Raw genomic sequence first — 19,158 nt, 5'->3', positions numbered from 1 at the left:
GGCAACGCCGGGTTGATGGCCTTGGCCGCTTCCCCGCGCTCAAGAAGTCGGCCAAGGGGTCGCTAGGTCTTGGGCAACGCGTCTTTCGACGTGGGAAGTGGATAGGTGGTCGGAACCTACAACCCTGGCATGGTGATGCTGTCGCTGGTAGTGGCCGTGCTGGCTTCCTACACCGCGCTGTATCTGGCCGCACGCACCACTGCCAGTCGTGGCGGCATCGCAGCCGCGTGGCTGGTGGGCGGCGCCATTGCCATGGGCATCGGCATCTGGTCGATGCACTTCGTCGGCATGCTGGCGTTTCGCCTGCCGATTCCGGTCGGCTACGACCTGGCGCTGACGTGCTATTCGATGCTGGCGGCGATCCTGACCTCGGCGCTGGCGCTCTGGCTGACCTCGCGCGCGGACCTGCCGTTGCTCCGGTTGGGCCTGGGCGCGCTGTTGATGGGACTGGGCATTGCGCTGATGCATTACATGGGCATGGATGCGCTGCGCATGGTGCCGGCCATTCGCTACGACCCGCTGCTGTTCGGGCTGTCGATCGCCATCGCCATCGGCGCCTCTGCCGCCGCGTTGTGGATCGCGTTCCGGCTGCGCCACGATGGGCAGCGCTCCAGCCTGCGCCTGATCGCCGCCTCGATCATGGGCGTAGCCATCGTGGGCATGCATTACACCGGCATGGCCGCCGCCCGGTTCGCGCCCGGTAGCGTGTGTGGCGCGGTGGCCGATACGCATCTGCCGTTGTCGTGGCTGACGGCGGTGGTGGTGCTGGTGACCTTGGTCCTGCTGATGCTGGCGCTGGTCATTTCGTTGCTGTCGCGCCGCTTTCAGCAGCGCACCGATGTGCTGGCGCAGTCGCTGGCCAAGGCCAATGCCGAACTGGCACTGGCCACGCTGCACGACCCACTCACCCGGCTGCCGAACCGCATCCTGCTGCACGAGCATCTCGTGCAGAACATCGAACGCGCCCAGCGCCAGGGGCAGCGCTTTGCGGTGATGCTGATCAACCTGGACGGGTTCAAGGTGATCAACGACGGCTATGGTCATGCGTTGGGCGACCGCCTGCTGGTGGTGGTGGCCGAGCGCTTGAACGCGCACCGGCGCGCGCATGGCAGCCTGGCGCGGCTGGGCGCAGACGAATTCGTGCTGGTGGCCGACATCGCCGACCCGGAAGATGCCGCTGCGCTGGCCGCGCACCTGGTGCAGGCGCTGGCGGTGCCTTTCCTGGTGGCCAACCACGAGCTGCGCCTGAGCAGCAGCATTGGCATTGCGCTGTACCCGGAAGACGCCGGTAGCGAGCACCAGCTGCTGACGCATGCCGATGCGGCAATGACCCATGCCAAACATGCCGGCCGCAACCGCTACAGCTTTTTCGAACGCTCGATGACGGCCACCACCCGCGACCGCCTGCAGCTGCTGCAGGAACTGCCGCGCGCGCTGGAACTGGGGCAGTTCGTGCTGCATTACCAGCCCAAGTACTGCGCCGAGGACGGCCGCCCGATCGGCGCCGAAGCGCTGATCCGCTGGCAGCACCCCGAGCGCGGCCTGGTGCCGCCGGACAGCTTCATTCCGCTGGCCGAACGCAGCGGCATGATCGGCCTGCTCGGCAGCTGGGTGCTGCGGCAGGCCTGCCGCCAGATGCGCGACTGGCGGCAGGCCGGGCACGGCGACTGGCGGGTGGCGGTCAACCTGTCGGCCCTCCAGCTGGCCTCGCCCAGCCTGCTGGACGAAGTGGCCACCACGCTGAGCGAATATGCGCTGGCCCCTGGCCAGCTCACCCTGGAAATCACCGAAACCATGGCCATGCGCGACGCCGAGGCCTGCCTGCGCACCCTGGGCCAGCTCAACGCGCTGGGCGTGCGTATCGCCATCGACGACTTCGGCACCGGCTATTCCAACCTGCTCTACCTGCGCAAGCTGCCGGCGCACGAGCTCAAGATCGACCGCAGTTTCGTCCAGGCCATGGACGGCAGCGCCGAAGACATCGCCATCGTGGCGGCCGTGGTCGCGCTGGCGCACACCATGCGCCTGCAAGTGGTGGCCGAAGGCGTGGAAACCCTCGCCCAGCGCAACACCCTGGAACGGCTGGGCTGCGACCAGCTGCAAGGCTATCTGCTGGGCCGGCCGATGGACGCCGAACGCTTCATCGCCACCGTGGTCGCCCAGCGCGACGGCCCGCGCCGCCTGGTCAGCTGAGCCGCTTGCTGCAGCCCCGGCGTCTGGCCTACGGTGCAACCCGCAGCCACCGCTTTTCCGAATCCCGAATCCCGAATCCCGAATCCCGATTCCCAGCTCCACAAACTGGAACGCCGCTTGCATCGGTTGGATTAATCCCCCACCGGCACCTCCATGTCCGAGTCCGAAGACGGCGGCGAGCGTACAGAGCTTCCCACCGAAAAACGCCTACGCGAGGCCCGTGAGCAGGGCAACATCCCGCAATCGCGCGAGTTGTCGACCGCAGCGGTGTTCGGTGCCGGCGTGTTCGCGCTGATGGTGCTGGCCCGCGGCATCGGCGATGGCGCTGCGGTGTGGATGAAGACCGCGCTCAGCCCGGACCCGAAGCTGCGCGAGACCCCGATGGCGCTGTTCGGCCATTTCGGCGATCTGCTGCTGCAGTTGCTGTGGGTGATGCTGCCGCTGATCGGCATCTGCCTGGCTGCCGGGCTGGCCGGCCCGCTGATGATGAGCGGCCTGCGCTTTTCCGGCAAAGCCATCATGCCCGACCTCAGCAAGCTCAACCCCGCCAACGGGATCAAGCGCATGTGGGGCAGCAACAGCCTGGCTGAGCTGATCAAGTCGGTGCTGCGCCTGCTGTTTGTCGGGCTGGCCGCCAGCTTCTGCATTTCCAAGGGCCTGCACGGCCTGCGCTCGCTGGTGAACCAGCCGCTGGAACAGGCCATCGGCAACGGGCTGGACTTCACCAAGAGCCTATTGTTCTACACCGCCGGCGCGCTGGTGCTGCTGGCCGCCATCGACGCGCCGTACCAGAAGTGGAACTGGCTGCGGAAGCTGAAGATGACGCGCGAAGAGATCAAGCACGAGATGAAGGAAAGCGAGGGCAGCCCGGAAGTGAAGGGCCGCATCCGCCAGATGCAGATGCAGATGTCGCAGCGCCAGATGATGGAAGCGGTGCCCAAGGCCGACGTGGTGCTGATGAATCCGACCCACTACGCGGTGGCGCTCAAGTACGAAGGCGGCAAGATGCGCGCCCCGATCGTGGTGGCCAAGGGGGTGGACGAAATGGCCTTCCGCATCCGCGAAGCCGGCGAACAGCACCGGGTGGCGATCGTCACCGCCCCGCCTTTGGCACGCGCCTTGTATAGGGAAGCGCAAATCGGCAAGGAAATTCCCGTGAGACTCTATTCGGTCGTGGCCCAGGTGCTCTCCTACGTCTACCAGCTGCGTGGCTGGAACGGCGGCCCGATGCCGGAATTGCCCTCGCTCGAGGTGGATGAGTTCGGCAAGGGAGCCAGCGCATGAGCGCCCGCCCCGCCCCGATGAACGCCCGCCGCGTGATGGAGCTGCTGCGCAACGGCCTGGGCGCCCCGCTGGCCCTGATGGCCATGCTGGCCATGCTGATGGTGCCGCTGGCCGCACCGGTGCTGGATGCGCTGTTCACCTTCAACATCGCCATCTCGCTGATGGTGCTGCTGGCGGTGGTGTACGTGCAGCGCCCGCTGGAATTCACCATTTTCCCGATCGTGCTGTTGATGACCACGATGCTGCGGCTGGCGCTGAACGTCGCCTCCAGCCGCGTGATCCTGATCAACGGCCAGGACGGTCACGCCGCCGCCGGCAAGGTCATCGAGGCCTTCGGCCAGTTCGTGATCGGCGGCAATTACGCCGTGGGTATCGTGGTGTTCGCGATCCTGACCATCATCAACTTCGTGGTCATCACCAAGGGTGCCGGACGCGTGTCGGAAGTGACCGCGCGCTTCATCCTGGACGCCATGCCCGGCAAGCAGATGGCCATCGACGCCGACCTCAACGCCGGTTTGCTGACGCGCGAGGAGGCCAAGGCCCGCCGCGAGGAAGTGCGCGAGGAAGCCGACTTCTACGGTGCGATGGACGGTGCCAACAAGTTCATCCGCGGCGACGCCATCGCCGCCATCCTGATCCTGTTCATCAACCTCATCGGCGGCATGGCGGTGGGCATGCTCCAGCACGGCATGAGCTTCATGGATGCCGCCTCCACCTACACGTTGCTGTCCATCGGCGACGGCCTGGTGGCGCAGCTGCCGGCCCTGCTGGTTTCGTCTTCGGTCGCCTTGCTGGTGACCCGCGCCTCGCGTGCGCAGGACATGCGCGGGGCCATGGTCAGCCAGGTGTTCGGCCAGCACCGCGCCTTGGCGGTGGCTGCGGCCATCCTTGGCCTGGTCGGCCTGGTGCCCGGCATGCCGAACGTCGCGTTTTTGACGCTGGGCCTGGTCCTGGGCGTGATCGCCTGGAAGCTGTACAAGCGCAGCCTGGCAAAGCCGGCGGCCGGCGATCCGGCGGCCGATCCGCAGGCGGCGGCCGCGGCGACCGCCGCCCAGGCCAGCGCCGAGCTGAGCTGGGACGAGCTGCGCCCGATCGACCCGCTGGGCCTGGAAGTGGGCTACCGGCTGATCCCGCTGGTGGACAAGAACCAGGGCGGCGAACTGATGGCGCGCATCAAGGGCGTGCGCCGCAAGCTCACCCAGGACATCGGGTTTCTGGTGCCGCCGGTGCATATCCGCGACAACCTGGAACTGTCGGCCAATGCCTACCGGCTACTGGTGCATGGCGTGCCGGTGGCCACCGCAGAAATCTATTCCGATCGCGAACTGGCACTGGACCCGGGCGGTGCGCTCGGCCAGCTCGACGGCATCCCCGGCAAGGACCCGGCATTCGGCCTGGACGCCACCTGGATCCAGCCGCACCAGCGCGCCTATGCCGAATCGATGGGCTACACCGTGGTCGACCCGGCGACCGTGGTCGCCACCCACCTGTCGCACCTGATCCGCGAGCATGCGCCCGAACTGCTCGGCCATGAAGAAGTGCAGCAATTGCTGGCCACGCTGGCCAAGACCGCGCCGAAGATGGTCGAAGACCTCACCCCGAAGGCACTGCCGCTGTCGGTGGTGGTGCGCGTGCTGCAGAACCTGCTGATCGAGAAGATTCCGGTGCGGCAACTGCGCAAGATTGTCGAAGCGCTGGTCGAACACGCCCCGCATAGCCAGGACCCGGCCACCCTCACCGCCGCCGTGCGTACCTCGCTGGGCCGCTTCATCGTGCAGGAGATCGCCGGCATGTCGGCCGAGCTGCCGGTATTCACCCTGGCCCCGCAGCTGGAGCGCGTCCTGCAGGAATCCACCCATGGCAACGGCGTGGCGCTGGAGCCCGGGCTGGCCGAACGCCTGCACCAGAGCCTGGCCGATTGCGTGGGCAAGCAGGAAGCCCGCAACGAACCGGCGGTGGTGCTGGTGCCCGGCCAGGTGCGCGCCGCACTGGCCCGTCTGGTGCGCCACAGCGTGCCCAGCCTGTCGGTGCTGGCCTACAGCGAAGTGCCAGAAGACAAGCGCCTGAAGCTGGTCGGCACGATCAGCTGAGACCGCCCAACCACAACGCACCCATCCCCCGCCGGGCTTGCCGGGACGGCCAGTCCCGCCCGGGTGCGCTCCTACGACATCCAAGGCGATGCGGAAATATGCCGCCCACGCCGACACCACCGTAGGAGCGCACCTGGGCGCGACCGCCTTTACCGGACAGCCCGTCGCGCCCAAGTGCGCTCCTACCAAGCCATTCCCGTGCCCGGCCGACATGCCAGCCAGCGATGGATACCTGCCGCAACCGACCACCGCACCCGGCGTCGGAAAGCCGCCACCGGCCCGGACCTCCAATCGATTGCGTGGCGCTGGCCGCTGCGAGGCGTTCCCAATGCGCCCGGCTAGACGTCCGGCCTGCGAGTTCAGCGGTCCGCAGAAAGACGCCAGCGCCGCACCGCCCCGGAAAAACGTCAATCGATTCAGTGACTTGACACCTTCCAACCGGGCCAGACGCACAGCGCCCACCCCGCCCTGATGCTCCGGCGCCCCGCGCCGGAACGCTGGCACCGCGTTTTGGCACACCGCATGCATTAGCTCTGCCGAGACCACAGCCAGCACCACCGCTGCGGAACTGGACGAACGAACGGGACAGGCAACTCATGACGCTGGCAACACACCCACATTCATCGCACACCCGTCCGGCGTCCGGCGGGTCCCGTTCCTGGAGGCACTTCGTATGAAGATCAAACGCTTTGTCGCCCCGGACATGCGCACCGCATTCCGCATGGTGCGTGAAGAACACGGCCCGGACGCGGTGATCCTGTCCAACCGTCGCACCGCCGAAGGCATCGAGATCGTCGCTGCCAGCAATTACGACGAAGAGCTCGTGCAGCGCGCCCTGGAAACCGCGCGCTCCGACACCCCGGCCCCCGCACAGCACCAGCAGGCTCCCGCTCAGCCGGCGCCTGCCCCGCAAGCCCCGGCCAAGCCCGCTGCACCGGTGCACGCCCTGCTCAAGCCGTCTGCCGACGCCGAGGCAAGCCAGCGCCAGCGCGTCGCCAGCGCCGCCGACGACATGATTGCCGCCATGGCGCTGCGCCAGCCGGTCAGCGTGCCGCGCCAGGCGCCGGTCGCCGCGCCGGTGCGTACCGCCAGCATCCCTTCGCCCGCTGCCCAGGCACTCGCCCACGCGGTTGCCGTCACCGCCGCGCCGCGCCAGGAACACGCGCTGTCGGCCGTACCGGAACAGTTGTTCGCCGACTTTTTGACCACGGCCCCGGTGCAGCGCCCGGCCGTCCCGGCCACGGCGGTGCAGGCGCCCGCGCCGGTCGCGGCGGCAACGGTCACCGCCCCGGCGTTTGCTGCCGCAGGCCAGGACGACGACGCCTTCGCCGACGAAGCCGACTTCGATCTGGACGACGCCCTTCCGCAGATCCTGCCGCCGGCCGCGCTGCCGCCGATCGTGGTCGCCCCGCCCGCCCCCGCTGCGCTGGCCGCAGTGCCGGTGGCGGCCGCGCCGATCCCGCAGAACGACGAAGAACTCAAGCAACTACGTGGCGAGCTGGCGCTGATGCGGCAGATGATCGAGCGCGAAATGAACCGCCTCACCGACGAGCGCCTGCGTGGCTCGCCGGTGCGCGCCCAGGCGCTGGAACTGATGGACGACTACGGCTTCGACGCCGGCCTGACCCGCGATATCGCCCTGCAGATCCCGGCCGATACCGAATTGCACCGTGGCCGCGGCCTGATGCTGGGCTTGCTGTCCAAGCGGTTGCCGGTGTCCCCGGTCGACCCGCTGGAACGTGGCGGCGTCATCGCCCTGGTCGGCCCGACCGGCGCCGGCAAGACCACCACCATCGCCAAGCTCGCCCAGCGCTTTGCCGCCCAGCACGCCCCGCGCGACGTGGCCCTGGTCACCACCGACACCCAGCGCGTGGGCGGCCGCGAACAGCTGCACAGCTACGGCCGCCAGCTCGGCATCGCGGTGCACGAGGCCGACAGCGCCGAAAGCCTGCTGGACCTGCTCGAGCGCCTGCGCGACTACAAGCTGGTGCTGATCGACACCGCCGGCATGGGCCAGCGCGACCGCGCCCTGGCCGCCCAGCTGAACTGGCTGCGTGCCGCCCAGCAGGTCACCTCGCTGCTGGTACTGCCTGCCAACGCCCATTTTTCCGACCTCGACGAGGTCGTACGCCGCTTCGCCCACGCCAAGCCCCAAGGCGTGGTGCTGACCAAACTCGACGAGACCGGCCGCTTCGGCAGCGCCTTGTCGGTGGTGGTCGACCACCAAATGCCCATCACCTGGGTGACTGACGGACAGCGGGTCCCTGACGACCTGCACCGCGCCAATGCCGCCAGTCTCGTTCTTCGCCTTGAAGATTTGCGGCGCGCTGCCGATAAGCCCTGTACTCCGGAGCACAACCATGCAGTCGCGTGAATACGCCAAACTGACCAACGCCTTCCCCCTGTCGGCGACCCGTCCCGAGCCTTTGGGCCCGGTGCGCACCATTGCCGTGACCGGTGGCAAGGGCGGCGTGGGGAAAACCAACATCTCCGCCAACCTGGCCGTGGCGCTTGCCGACATGGGCAAACGCACGCTGCTGCTGGACGCCGACCTCGGCCTGGCCAACCTGGACGTGGTGCTGGGCCTGGCGCCCAAGTACACCCTGGCCGACCTGATTGCCGGCCGTTGCACGCTCGATGAAGTCATCATCGAAGGCCCCGGCGGCGTGCTGGTGGTGCCGGCCGCCTCCGGTCGCCGCCACATGGCCGAACTGGCCCCGGCCCAACACATCGGCCTGGTCAACGTGTTCTCCGAACTGGAACGCGACCTGGACGTGATGGTCATCGATACCGCCGCCGGCATCACCGACAGCGTGCTGACCTTCTGCCAGGCCGCCCAGGACACCGTGGTGGTGGTCTGCGACGAGCCGGCCTCGATCACCGACGCCTACGCGCTGATCAAGGTGCTCTCGCGCGAACGCGGCGTGGACCGCCTGCAGATCATCGCCAACATGGTGCGCGACCCCAACGAAGGTCGCTTGCTGTACGACAAGCTCTCGCGCGTGTGCGAAAAGTTCCTCGGCGATGTGTCGCTGAACTATCTCGGCCATGTGCCGCAGGACGACTGGCTGCGCCTGTCGGTGCAGCGCCAGCAACCGGTCATCAAGGCCTACCCCGCCAGTCCGTCGGCGCAGGCCATCGCCGAAATCGCACGCCGTACCTCGCGCTGGCAGGCCCCGACCGTGCCGCGCGGCAACGTCGAGTTCTTTGTCGAACGCATCATCCAACGGGGAGTGGCCGCATGAGCACCGCTACCGCAACCACGGCCAGCGCGCAGTACCGCGCCGTGCAGCGCAACAACGCCAACGACGTGGTGACCCAGCACGCCGACCTGGTCCGCCGCATCGCCCACCATCTGGCGGCGCGCCTGCCGGCCAGCGTGGAAGTGGACGACCTGATCCAGGCCGGCATGATCGGCCTGATCGAAGCCTCGCGCAGCTACGACTCCGAACAGGGCGCTTCGTTCGAAACCTATGCCTCGATCCGCATCCGCGGCTCGATGATCGACGAGATTCGCAGGGGCGACTGGGTGCCGCGTTCGGTGCACCGCCGCGCCCGCGACGCTGCCGCCGCCGTGCGCAAGATCGAACAGAACACCGGCCGCGCCGCCGCCGCCACCGAAGTGGCCGCCGCGATGGAAATGCCGCTGCCCGATTACCTGCGTCTGATGGAAGATGCCGCACGTGGCCAGGTGCTGAGCCTGGAATCGCGCATCGAAGATCACGGCGAGCTGGACACCACCGCCAAGGGTGGCCCCAACCCGCAGCAGATGATGGAGCGTGGCGAATTTGGTCGCGAGCTGGGCAAGGCCATCGGCCAATTGCCCGAGCGCGAGCAGCTGGTGCTGTCGCTGTACTACGAACAGGAATTGAACCTGAAGGAAATCGGCGCCGTGCTGGGCGTCAGCGAATCGCGCGTGTGCCAGATCCATGGCCAGGCGGTGGTGCGTTTGCGTGGCCGCCTCAAAGTCTTCGAACTGGCCGATGCCGGCGTCGAAGTCGACGACTGAATTTTTCGCGTAATTTTTCGTGTTAGGAGCTTGATGTGAACAAGAACATGCGGATCCTGATCGTGGACGACTTCTCGACGATGCGACGTATCGTCAAGAATCTGTTGGGCGATCTCGGCTTTACCAACACCGCAGAGGCCGAAGACGGCAACAGCGCCCTGGCGGCGTTGCGTGCCGGCCCGTTCGATTTCGTGGTCACCGACTGGAACATGCCCGGCATGACCGGCATCGACCTGCTGCGCAACATCCGCGCCGACGCCAAGCTCAAGCACCTGCCGGTGATGATGGTGACCGCCGAAGCCAAGCGCGAGCAGATCATCGAAGCGGCCCAGTGCGGCGTGAACGGCTACATCATCAAGCCGTTTACCGCCCAGACGCTGGAAGAAAAGTTGGGCAAGGTGTTCGAACGTCTGGCGGCGACCGCCTGATGAACGCGACCATGGAAACCGATGCCGAACGTGCCGCGTTGATCGAGCGCCTGCAGAACGCACTCGATGCACTGGAAAGCGGTGACCAGGTCGCCTGGCGTCGCGAGGTGGATCATCTCGCCGCCCTGCGCACGCGCCCGATGATGCAGAGCCTGAGCCGGCTCGCCCGCGAACTCGGCCAGGCGCTGGGCGAGCTGCCCACCATCCCCGAAGAAGCCGGCGAACTGGACGATGCCTGTTCGCGTCTGGACCACGTGGTGGAAATGACCGAAAAGGCCAGCCATCGCACGCTGGATCTGGTCGAAGAATGCCGCGAGCTAGCCAACCAGCTGCGCAACGGCGGGCTCAATCAGGACCAGGGCGCGCTGCTGGAAAAGATGCGCCACAACCTGACCGAGCTGTCGCTGGCGCAGAGCTACCAGGACCTGAGCGGCCAGATCATCCGGCGCGTGGCCGGTATCGTGCGGCGCGTGCATGAAGGCTTCGGTGCGCTCGGCCTGCCGCCGAAGAACATCGAACCGAAGAAAGACGACGGCGGTCTTGCCGGTCCTGCAGTCAAGGGCCTGGACCGTCACGCGGTGTCGCAGGACGATGCCGACGACCTGCTGTCCGGATTGGGGCTGTAACCATGAGTGCTGTTCCAGACGATATTGCTGCCGATTTCATCGTCGAGGCCCAGGAAATCCTGGATCGCCTCGGCGAACAGTTGGTCTCGCTGGAACAGGCGCCAGAAGAAGCCGACCAGCTCAACGCGGTGTTCCGCGGCTTCCACACGCTCAAGGGCGGCGCCGGCTTTCTGGCGATCAAGCCCATGGTGGAGCTGTGCCACGCCGCTGAAGAAACCCTGGGCATGGCGCGCTCGGGCCAGGCGGTGCTGCAGGCGCATCACTTCGATGCCGCGCAACAATCGCTGGATTATCTGCAGGCCATGCTGGATGCCATGGGCTCGGGCGAAGCCGTGCCGCACGCACCGGCCACGTTGATCGCGCAGTTCGACGCCAAGAGCGCCCCGCCGGCGGTCAAGGCCGCGCCGCAGGCGGCCGCGGCCAAGCCGGTTGCCGCCGCACACGGCGACGATGCGCATGCGCCCGCCCCCAAGGCGGCCGGCAAGGGCGCGGCCAAGACCGGCGCCGAAGCCGAACAGACCGTGCGCGTGGACACCAAGCGCCTGGACGCCATCGTCAACCTGATCGGCGAACTGGTGCTCTCGCGCAACCGGCTGAAGACCTTGCGCACCCGCCTGCGCGACGAAGAACTGGACCGCGCAGTCAGCACCCTGGATATCGCCACCGCACGCCTGCAGACCGCGGTCATGCGCACCCGCATGCAGCCGGTGAGCAAGGTGTTCGCGCGCTTCCCCAAGGTGGCCCGCGACGTCGCGCGCACCCTGTCCAAGGAGGTGGAGCTGGAACTGATCGGCGCCGAAACCGAGCTCGATCGTAATCTGGTCGAAGCCCTGGCCGACCCGTTGGTGCACCTGGTGCGCAACGCAATCGACCACGGCATCGAATCGCCTGCCCTGCGCGAAGCCACCGGCAAACCGCGCAGCGGCCATGTGCGCCTGTCGGCGCAGCAGGAAGGCGACTACGTCAGCATCGAAATCCAGGACGACGGCGCCGGCATCGACCCGGAGCGCCTGCGCGAAATCGCCCGCAACAAGGGCCTGATCGACGCCGAAGCCGCCGCGCGCCTGAGCACCGACGAGTGCTTGCATCTGATCTTCATGCCGGGCTTCTCGACCAAGGTGGAAGTCACCGACATCTCCGGCCGTGGCGTGGGCATGGACGTGGTGCAGTCGCGTATCCGCGAACTCAGCGGGCAGATCCAGATCCAGTCTGAACTGGGCCGCGGCAGCCGCTTCATGATCCGCGTGCCGTTGACCCTGGCGATTCTGCCGACCCTGCTGGTGCAGGCCGGCGAAGCGGTCTACGCATTGCCGCTGGCGCGCGTGGTGGAAGTGCTGCATGCACCGCAAACCTCGCTGGGCTGGTTCGACGGCCGCGCCGTGCTGGACCGCCGCTCGCACACCCTGCCCCTGATCGACCTGCGCCGCTGGCTGGGCGTACCGGCCGAACAACCGCCGCTGCTGACCGTGGTGTTGCTGCAGGCCGGCGAAACCCGCTTCGGCCTGGTGGTGGACCAGGTCCGCGGCCGCGAGGAAGTGGTGATCAAACCACTCCCTCGCGCCCTGCGCGGCCTGCCCGGCTACGCCGGCGCCACCCTGATCGGCGACGGCCGCATGGCGCTGATCCTGGATGTGGATGGATTGCGCTCCAGCGATCATTGAGGTTCGGGATTCGGGATTCGGGATTGGGAGAAGCGGGAATCGGGAATCGGGAATCGGGAATCGGGAATCGGGAATCGGGAATCGTCAAAACGATCCTTGTTGCCTGATCTAACGACAACGGCCGCGTACTGCGGCCGTTGTCGTTTCACTAGCAGCATTGCTGCGCGCGCCGGTAAGTTGGTGTGCTGGTCTAATGCTCGTAGACACCTCGATGGGGTTGCGCCGACGTCCCCCCAATTTTGAGTAGCACCTCAGTTTGGAGTCCAATTCCCTACCCCAAGGAGATTGGACGTGAAGAAGCGTTTTTCTGAAGAACAGATCATCGGCTTCCTGCGCGAAGCTGATGCCGGTGTGGCGATCAAGGATCTGTGCCGGCGGCATGGCTTCAGCGAGGCCTCGTATTACCTGTGGCGCAGCAAGTTCGGCGGAATGAGCGTGCCCGACGCCAAGCGGCTCAAGGATCTTGAGGCCGAGAACGCGCGGCTAAAGAAGTTGCTGGCCGAGCAGTTGTTCGAGAACGACCTGATCAAGGATGCGTTGCGAAAAAAGTGGTGAGCGCACCGGCGCGTCGTGCGCTGGTGCGCGAGTGGATCGGGCGTGGTGCCAGCGAGCGTCGCGCCTTGGCGGCGATCGGCATGAGCGCCAGCGCGCTGCGCTATTGCCCACGCCAAGACCGCAATGGCGAACTGCGCGAGCGCATTCTTGCGTTGGCGCATCGCCATCGCCGCTACGGCGTGGGGATGATCTATCTCAAGCTGCGACAGGAAGGACGCCTGGTGAACTACAAGCGCGTGGAGCGGTTGTATCGCGAGCAGCAGCTACAAGTGCGGCGCCGCAAGCGCAAGAAGGTGCCGGTTGGCGAGCGTCAGCCGCTGCTGCGGCCAGCGCAGGCCAACCAGGTGTGGTCGATGGACTTCGTGTTCGACCGCTCCGCCGACGGCCGAGTGATCAAGTGTCTGGTGATCGTGGACGACGCAACGCACGAAGCGGTCGCCATCGAGGTGGAACGCGCGATCTCCGGGCACGGCGTTGCGCGCGTGCTGGATCGGTTGGCACACAGTCGCGGTTTACCGAAGGTGATCCGCACCGACAACGGCAAGGAGTTTTGCGGCAAAGCGATGGTCGTCTGGGCACATGCCCGTGGTGTGCAACTACGGCTAATCCAACCCGGCAAGCCAAATCAAAACGCCTATGTTGAATCGTTCAACGGCCGACTACGCGACGAATGCCTCAACGAGCACTGGTTCCCGACGTTGCTGCACGCGCGCACCGAGATCGAACGCTGGCGACGCGAATACAACGAGGACCGACCGAAGAAAGCAATTGGCGGCATGACGCCGTCCGCTTATGCCCAACATCTGGCAAACACCGATATCATCAACCCCGGACTCTAAACCCGACCGCTACTCAGGGCGGGGGGACGTCGCGAGGCGCGCAGCAGCAGGCTGTCGGTCTCGTAGAACACGGTGAGGTTGGTCTGGTTTCTGGCGCTGCCCGGCATGGAGGTCTTGCCGGCCTCGGTGCCATCCTCCAGCCGCACCGCCGCCTTGCTGGCATCGTTGTAGGTGTAGTTGAACTGCACACCGAGACCGAATGGCAGCGTGTGCTGCGCGTAGAGCTCCACACCCTGCGAGACCGCGTCCTGGCCGCCGGCCTGGGTGCTGTAGTTCTGCACGGTGACCGGTTGCCCGTCGACCATCATGTTCACGTCGCTGATGACGTCGACCGCAAAGTTCTCCACGTTCTTGCGGAACAGTCCCACACCTGCCACCGAGCCCGGCTGGAAATACCATTCCAGCCCCAGGTCGAACTGGTTGGCCTTGTACGGCTCCAGGTTCTTGTTGCTGCCCGAGCCGTACCAGCCCTGCTCGCTGGCACCGCCGGTCAGGCGCCGGTCGGCCACGTACTCGGGACTGTAAAACTCCAGGCTGCCGGGCGCGGCGATGTCGTTGTAGCTGGGACGTGCGATCACCTTCGCGGCTGCCGCGCGCAGCAGCAGGTTCTCGGTCAGGTCGTAGGCCAGGTTGAAACTCGGCAGCACGTCGGTGTAGTTGCGGTCCAGCCCGCTGACCACGAACGACTCGGTGCGTTGCACGCTGTCGGACAAACGCCAGTAGCCTTCGGTCCCGCAATAGGTGTCGGCCGGGGCGCCGCTGGGCGTGGCGGCGCCCTGCTGGCAGGCCAGTGGATTGCCGTCGGCGCCATCGAAGAAGTAGTCGTTGTAGGCGGTCACCTTGTCGGTGGAATCGGCACGCTGGCCGGTGCGCGCCACCCGCACGCCGACGTTGCCACGCAGCCGCTCGGTGTGGAAGTTGAGTTGCAGGTAGGTGGAATAGATCTCCTCGTCGACGTTGTAGACGAAGTTGTCTTCGCTGCGGGTCTGCATCGCGCCGTAGGTCTGGTTCAAGTAGCCGATGTAGCCCGGGAAGTTGATCGCCGGGAACGCGCTGGCGTTGACGCCACCGGCCAGGTTGTCCTGCGCGAACAGCAGGCCCGGCGAGAACTGGGTGGCGATGGCATTGCAGCGCCCGTTCCAGTAGCGGTTGTCGTAGTCGCCCGGGTCGGTGCCCGGGCACACCCAGTAGTTGTTGCCGGTATTGCGGTGGATGCCGCCGTCGCGCCGTTTAATGCCGAACTGCAGCGAGTCGAAGACCTCGCCATCGAAATGCCAGGTGGTATCGATCTGTGCGTACTGCTGCTGATTGGTGTTGCGGGTCCAGGACGAGCCGGTCGAGCCCAGGTCGACCTGTAGGATGCCGTCGCGCAGGTTTTGCATCAGCTCCGGCGAGAAGGTCATGGACGGCGTGCCGGTCAGGTCCCAGGCGCTGGCGAAATTGCCGTTGCTCCAGCTGCCGTCGGCGTTCTGCAGGCGCGGCTTGATCGGTAAGGAAAACTGCAGCTCCGGCCCGCCCTTGGCCCAGGTGCGGCCAACCTTGAACGCCACGTCCACCTGCTCGCCACGCCATTCGCCGCCCAGGTCCACCGTCTGCGACTGCGATTTCTCGATGTTGTAGCTGCCGGTGATCTGCGGCGTCGGCACCGTGCAGTCGTCCGAGCCCCAGCCGCCCGGCGGCAGGCCGGCCGCGGCGGCCTGCGCCTCGCTGCAGTAGTAGGTCTTGCCCGGACGCAGGCTGTAGGCGGCGCCAGTGACAATCGTGCCGCTGGGATCGAACTGCAGCCGGTCGAGCAGGCGCCCGCCGCGCCAGTTGCCGTCGCCGTAATAGCGGGCAATGTTCCACTCGGGAATCTTGATGGTATTGGTCTGCGAATTCTGCGACAGGTCAAAGCGGAAGTAGTTCGCGGTCAGGGTCAGGTCGTCGGTGGGCTTGAACTGCAGGGTCAGTTGCCCGCCCTTGCGCTCGCGCTCCTCGCGCTTGGCGTCCAGGCTGACCGCCGTCGGCATCATGAAACCGGTGGCGTAATTGCCGTCCTGGTTCCAGAAACCGGTCCCGCCCCACCAGTTGGCGTTGAAGTTCGACGGATTGCCGTTGACGTCGACTGCCGGGCCGACTTCGTCGCGGCCGTACCACTGCCAGCTCTCGGTACTGGCATCGAGCGTACGTGCGGTGCGCTTTTGCTGCGTGTAGCCAACGAAGACACCGAAGCGGTTGTCCTTGTCGTGCCAGGAGTACGAACCGGAGAACTGGCCGTCGGTCTTCTTGCTGGTATCGGACCAGGTGCCCTCGGCGGAGACGAAGCCGGAATGTGGCTCCAGTTCCAGCGGGCGCCGCGTCTGCAGGATCACCGTGCCGCCGATGCCGCCTTCGTCGATGCGCGCTTCCGGGGTCTTGTACAGCTCCGCGCTGCCCAGCAGGTTCGACGGCAGCAGCGTGTAGTTGAACGAGCGCGTGGGGTCGCCGTTGGATTCGGCGGTGGCGATGTAGTTGCCGTTCAATTCGGTCAGCACCAGCTCCGAGGACAGGCCGCGCACGCTGACGTTCTTGCCCTCGCCACCGTCACGGCTGATGACCACGCCGGGCACGCGCTGCAGCGCATCGGCCACGTTCTTGTCGGGGAACTTGCCCACGTCCTCGGCAGTGATGACATCGACCACGGCGTTGGCGTTGCGCTTTTGCTCCAGACTTTTTTCGATCGCGTAGCGGTAGCCGGTCACCGTCACCGCGTCCAGGTCCGTGGCCTGCATCGCGGCCTGGCCCGTGGGCGCCGGCGTGCCGTCGGCCTGCTGGGCGGAAACAGTGGTGGAGGCGGCGCTCGCGAACAAGGCGATGGCGATACCGGCGTACAGCGTGCTGCGGTTGCGTGCGAATGGCGTGCAGTTCATTTCGGTCGTGCTCTCCCAATGGTGATCGGCCTCGGCGGCTTTGTATCGATCCAACGACCGGACAACAACGCCGCGCGAAGTAACGCAAAAACATCCGGCACCGTTGCGGCGCCCGGTTTTCCTGGTCTTCTCCCCTCTTCTGCGCGGATGCGATTAGATCGTTCTAATGCCGTGCAAACCTAAGTAGCACAGCCCATGCGCCAACGCATTCTGCCGCGCAGCAGGCCGGCGGCGTTGCAAGCGCCACGATTGCGGCCGGGCTCGCCACGCTTGCACGCGGCACGCTACAGCCTGCCTGCTGCAGCAACCGCTCGATCGCGGCCCGCAAGCGCCCTCGCCCGCAACCAGGCGCAAGCGGTTTACCGTGGCGCCTGCGCGCGTTCCATCACTCACCGAGCTCAGCGAGAAGCAGGGTCGAACTGCGTGTCGGCACCTCTTGCCCATGGCCACAGCACGTCGCTTGCCGGCTATCGCCATTACAGGGACGTGCGGTGATGGCGAGTTATCAAGAATGTTGCAGAGTCGAAGAGACGGTTCCCGGCCGCGCTCGCGCCCTCACCTAAGCCGGGGACCAGAAGCTGCGCATGGACGTACCCTCACCCCAACCCCTCTCCCGGCGGGAGAGGGGCTTTAGTGCCGCGTCGGTCGTGTCTTCCTGTGTCCGCCTCGGTAACGCATGGGCTGACCTGCGGCACCACTGAGTTCATCGCAGCCTTCTACGACCGGGGAACCGGTCCCCGCCCGCGCGATTGCCCGCAACGACGTCGGCAATTCGCAGACCCATCCCCCAGAACGACAACTTTCTGGCGCGCCAACCGGGCGCATCTATCAAGTCCGCCGGGCCTGGGCCGATACCGCATGCATGGACAGACTCAGCGTAATCGGACTGGTGCTGGCGATCGTGGCGATCGTGGGCGGCAGCGTGTTGAAAGGTGCCGGCATTTCGTCGCTGTGGTCGCCGGCTGCCTTCGTGATCGTCATCGTCGGCACGGTGGCGGCGATCCTGCTGCATACCTCGCCGGCGGTTTTCCGGCGCGCGTTCAAGATCCTGCGCTGGGTGATCCAGCCGCCGGCCAGCGATCGCCCGCAGTTGGTGGCGCGTATCGTCGAGTGGAGCAATATCGCCCGTCGCCAGGGCCTGCTGGGCCTGGAAGACCAGTTGCCGCGTCAGGACGATGCCTTTCTGCGCAAAGGCCTGCAGATGCTGGTCGATGGCGTGGAGCCCGAATCCATGCGCCACATGCTGGAAATCGAAGTGGACAACCAGGAGCGTCAGGATCTTGCCGCGGCCAAGGTATTCGAGGGCATGGGCATCTATGCGCCCACCCTGGGCATCATCGGCGCGGTACTGGGCCTGATGGCGGTGATGAAGAACCTGGCCGACCCGGCCATGCTCGGGCATGGCATCGCGGCAGCCTTCACCGCCACCATCTACGGCATCGCCTCGGCCAACCTGCTGTTTCTGCCGGTCGCCGCCAAGCTCAAGAGCGTGATCCATTGCAGCACCAATGAGCGCGAAATGGCGATCGAAGGCCTGATCGCCATCGCCCAGGGCGAGAACCCGCGCAACATCGAGTCGAAATTGGCAGGCTACTTGCATTAGCGCGTTATGGCCCGTCGTCGCAAACACCACGAAGAACATGGCAACCACGAAGCGTGGGCGATTCCGTATGCCGATCTGATGACGCTGCTGCTGGCGTTCTTCGTGGTGATGTACGCCATCTCTTCGCTCAACGAAGGCAAATACAAGGTCATGGCGCAAGCGCTGACCAGCGCCTTCGGTGGCTCGTCGAACAAGGCCAGCCCGGTGCAGCTGGGCAAGACCCAGACCCTGGGCGCCGATTACGACCGCCCATCCGTGATCAAGGCCGGCGCGCCGATGGCGGCTTCCAATGGCCCGACCGACCCCACCCTGCTGCCGTCGATGGCCGCGCAGATGCGCATGCCGGTGTCGCTGCGCAACCAGGCGCAACTGGCGCGCGCACAGCGGCAGATGGATGCAGTGGAGCAACAGCTGAGCAAGACGCTGGCCCCGCTGATCGACAAGCAACTGATCACCATCCGCCGCAACGATCTGTGGATCGAGGTGGAGATCAACAGCGACATCCTGTTCGGCACCGGCTCGGCCACCCTGGCCGGCGGCGCCCGCGGGACGTTGTCCACGCTGGCCTCGGTGCTGCGCGATGCGCCCAATGGCGTGCGCGTGGAGGGCTATACCGATAACCAGCCCATCGCCACGGCGCAATTCCCCTCCAACTGGGAGCTGTCTGCGGCGCGTGCGGCAAGCGTGGTGCACCTGTTCGCCGACGACGGCATCGCCCCGCAACGATTGGCGATGGTGGGCTATGGAGAATTCCGCGCACGTGCCGATAACAGCACTGAGGCGGGACGGAATGCGAACCGGCGTGTGGTGTTGATCATCCTCGCTGACTCGGCTGGCTCACTCGCACCCGATCCGCCATCGCAATTAAATGCGACCGCCGCCGGGGCGCCCAAGCTTCCCAAGTCTGACGGCGGCCAAACGGCCGTCACCACCGAAAGCGGCACAAGTTCCGTCCCCGCCGTAATTCAAGGAGTGCAGTGAC

At 66.3% G+C, this 19,158-nt stretch carries 12 protein-coding genes and 1 pseudogene; 12 read left to right on the top strand and 1 reads right to left on the bottom strand.

Annotated features, from left to right (window positions below):
• The first annotated feature begins 105 nt into the window (after positions 1–105).
• From ACCQ15_RS09900 to ACCQ15_RS09855, 10 genes are all read left to right on the top strand, one after another.
• On the top strand, positions 106–2,193 hold the full coding sequence (locus ACCQ15_RS09900) for a putative bifunctional diguanylate cyclase/phosphodiesterase (protein ID WP_031422515.1): 2,088 nt from the start codon (positions 106–108) through the stop codon (positions 2,191–2,193).
• A 153-nt stretch (positions 2,194–2,346) separates the two neighbouring features.
• Positions 2,347–3,477, top strand: coding sequence for a flagellar biosynthesis protein FlhB (flhB, locus tag ACCQ15_RS09895; RefSeq protein ID WP_372381460.1), 1,131 nt, complete (start codon positions 2,347–2,349; stop codon positions 3,475–3,477).
• Positions 3,478–3,494: 17 nt separating this feature from the next.
• Positions 3,495–5,567: a flagellar biosynthesis protein FlhA gene (flhA, locus tag ACCQ15_RS09890; RefSeq protein WP_029819345.1), complete on the top strand. Its 2,073-nt coding sequence runs from the start codon at positions 3,495–3,497 to the stop codon at positions 5,565–5,567.
• 673 nt (positions 5,568–6,240) lie between these two features.
• Positions 6,241–7,941: a flagellar biosynthesis GTPase FlhF gene (gene flhF / locus ACCQ15_RS09885; RefSeq protein WP_014090102.1), complete on the top strand. Its 1,701-nt coding sequence runs from the start codon at positions 6,241–6,243 to the stop codon at positions 7,939–7,941.
• Entirely contained in the window at positions 7,928–8,812 is an 885-nt protein-coding gene (locus tag ACCQ15_RS09880; RefSeq protein WP_005918202.1) for a MinD/ParA family protein, read from the top strand. Before flhF ends, ACCQ15_RS09880 begins: the two co-directional genes overlap by 14 nt.
• A complete protein-coding gene (locus tag ACCQ15_RS09875) occupies positions 8,809–9,576 on the top strand; it encodes an RNA polymerase sigma factor FliA (protein WP_008576048.1) in 768 nt (255 codons plus the stop codon). The genes ACCQ15_RS09880 and ACCQ15_RS09875 overlap by 4 nt, the downstream gene beginning before the upstream one ends.
• Before the next feature lie 35 nt (positions 9,577–9,611).
• Complete coding sequence (gene cheY, locus ACCQ15_RS09870) at positions 9,612–10,004, top strand: chemotaxis response regulator CheY (protein WP_002813536.1); 393 nt, start codon at positions 9,612–9,614, stop codon at positions 10,002–10,004.
• A complete protein-coding gene (locus tag ACCQ15_RS09865) occupies positions 10,004–10,630 on the top strand; it encodes a protein phosphatase CheZ (protein WP_005918195.1) in 627 nt (208 codons plus the stop codon). Before cheY ends, ACCQ15_RS09865 begins: the two co-directional genes overlap by 1 nt.
• A 2-nt stretch (positions 10,631–10,632) precedes the next feature.
• Complete coding sequence (locus ACCQ15_RS09860; RefSeq protein ID WP_011347258.1) at positions 10,633–12,291, top strand: chemotaxis protein CheA; 1,659 nt, start codon at positions 10,633–10,635, stop codon at positions 12,289–12,291.
• A gap of 291 nt (positions 12,292–12,582) precedes the next feature.
• Positions 12,583–13,685 (top strand): IS3 family transposase gene (locus ACCQ15_RS09855; RefSeq protein ID WP_372166127.1). Its coding sequence is split into 2 segments (ribosomal slippage): positions 12,583–12,841 and positions 12,841–13,685, totalling 1,104 coding nucleotides; the frame shifts between segments, so codons are not numbered across the junction.
• 32 nt (positions 13,686–13,717) lie between these two features.
• Here ACCQ15_RS09855 and ACCQ15_RS09850 read toward each other — a convergent pair.
• Positions 13,718–16,627 (bottom strand): annotated as a pseudogene (locus ACCQ15_RS09850) (TonB-dependent receptor); the annotation flags it as partial.
• A gap of 808 nt (positions 16,628–17,435) precedes the next feature.
• Between ACCQ15_RS09850 and ACCQ15_RS09845 the strand changes: the two are divergent.
• The gene (locus tag ACCQ15_RS09845) at positions 17,436–18,176 is read left to right on the top strand and encodes a flagellar motor protein (protein WP_008576379.1); all 741 of its coding nucleotides are present in this window, start codon (positions 17,436–17,438) and stop codon (positions 18,174–18,176) included.
• Positions 18,177–18,182: 6 nt separating this feature from the next.
• Positions 18,183–19,157, top strand: a complete 975-nt coding sequence (gene motD / locus ACCQ15_RS09840; RefSeq protein ID WP_011347247.1) for a flagellar motor protein MotD — start codon at positions 18,183–18,185, stop codon at positions 19,155–19,157.
• Position 19,158: the final 1 nt, after the last annotated feature.

It is taken from the genome of Xanthomonas sp. NCPPB 1754 (genome assembly GCF_041475725.2).
GTDB classification, from domain to species: Bacteria; Pseudomonadota; Gammaproteobacteria; order Xanthomonadales; family Xanthomonadaceae; genus Xanthomonas; species Xanthomonas euvesicatoria.
Note: the sequence above shows the minus strand (reverse complement) of the source record. Positions and strands in the feature narration are given on the sequence as shown.